Source organism: Stenotrophomonas sp. P5_B8 (assembly GCF_054049855.1).
The window spans coordinates 1-824 of sequence record NZ_JBFULO010000789.1; the positions used below are offsets into that span (position 1 = coordinate 1).

At 50.8% G+C, this 824-nt stretch carries 1 pseudogene; it reads right to left on the reverse strand.

Features of this window, described 5'->3' with window-relative positions:
* A pseudogene (locus tag ACXJKH_RS21480) lies at nucleotides 1-315 on the reverse strand (hypothetical protein); the annotation flags it as partial.
* Between the last annotated feature and the right edge of the window lie 509 nt (nucleotides 316-824).

Below are 824 nucleotides of genomic sequence, written 5' to 3' on the forward strand. Positions count from 1 at the left end.
TGCCTCGATAGAGCACGACCGAATGTTCCTGCGTTTCATATGCAGCAGGTAGTCCGCTATCTCTTCTGATAACAATCCGGCCGGCGTTGCTAGTGGCAGTGTGGGCGGGTAGATCGTACCGTTTCTGCGTGCCCCGGGGCGCGCGGTTTTGTCTAGAGCGAAGCGAAGAAGTTCTTCAAAATTTGTTCTGGACTTTGCATTGCTTATTTCGACGCCGCAGAACTTAACTCTTCCGACTTTCACGAAGTCGATCTTAATGGCGCTGTCGGTGGCGTCGAGCTGAGATGGGTTTGGTGTGGTCTTTGCACTTTCCACTTTGGCTGCTTCCGTTGTTGGTGTCTGCAATCTTGATACGGGAGCAATTTGTCAAGTCAATGCGCGGTCGCCTGGCGTCAGATGGGCGGAATAACACCTTTAGGATTGGTGTGAAGGACGCTCCGATGGGCAAGGGCGCGTGCATTTTCGTGTTCGTAAAGGTAGCCGGCATCCCTATATTTAAGGGGCTTCTTCAGTTGCGTGCTAGCCATGTTCCAGAGATCGACTATAATGAATTAAATTGGTTTTCCTAACAAATGTCATTATATTTGTCAGTAAATTAGACTGTACCACAGATAAATGTTGGGTTATTTTTTTTGGCTTTCTCGTTAGTTTGTAATGGCGGTTCGGCGTGGTGTTCGAGAATTGAGTGGAGTTCGCGCCACGGCCCGTATCGTCTGCCGAGCCTCAGTGTCCAGCCTGCCTKGCAGTCTGATGGGACCTCAGCCAATCCAAGCCCTCAGCTACATCCAAGCGCATCGAAGCGCATCGAAGCGTAGGAGCGCATG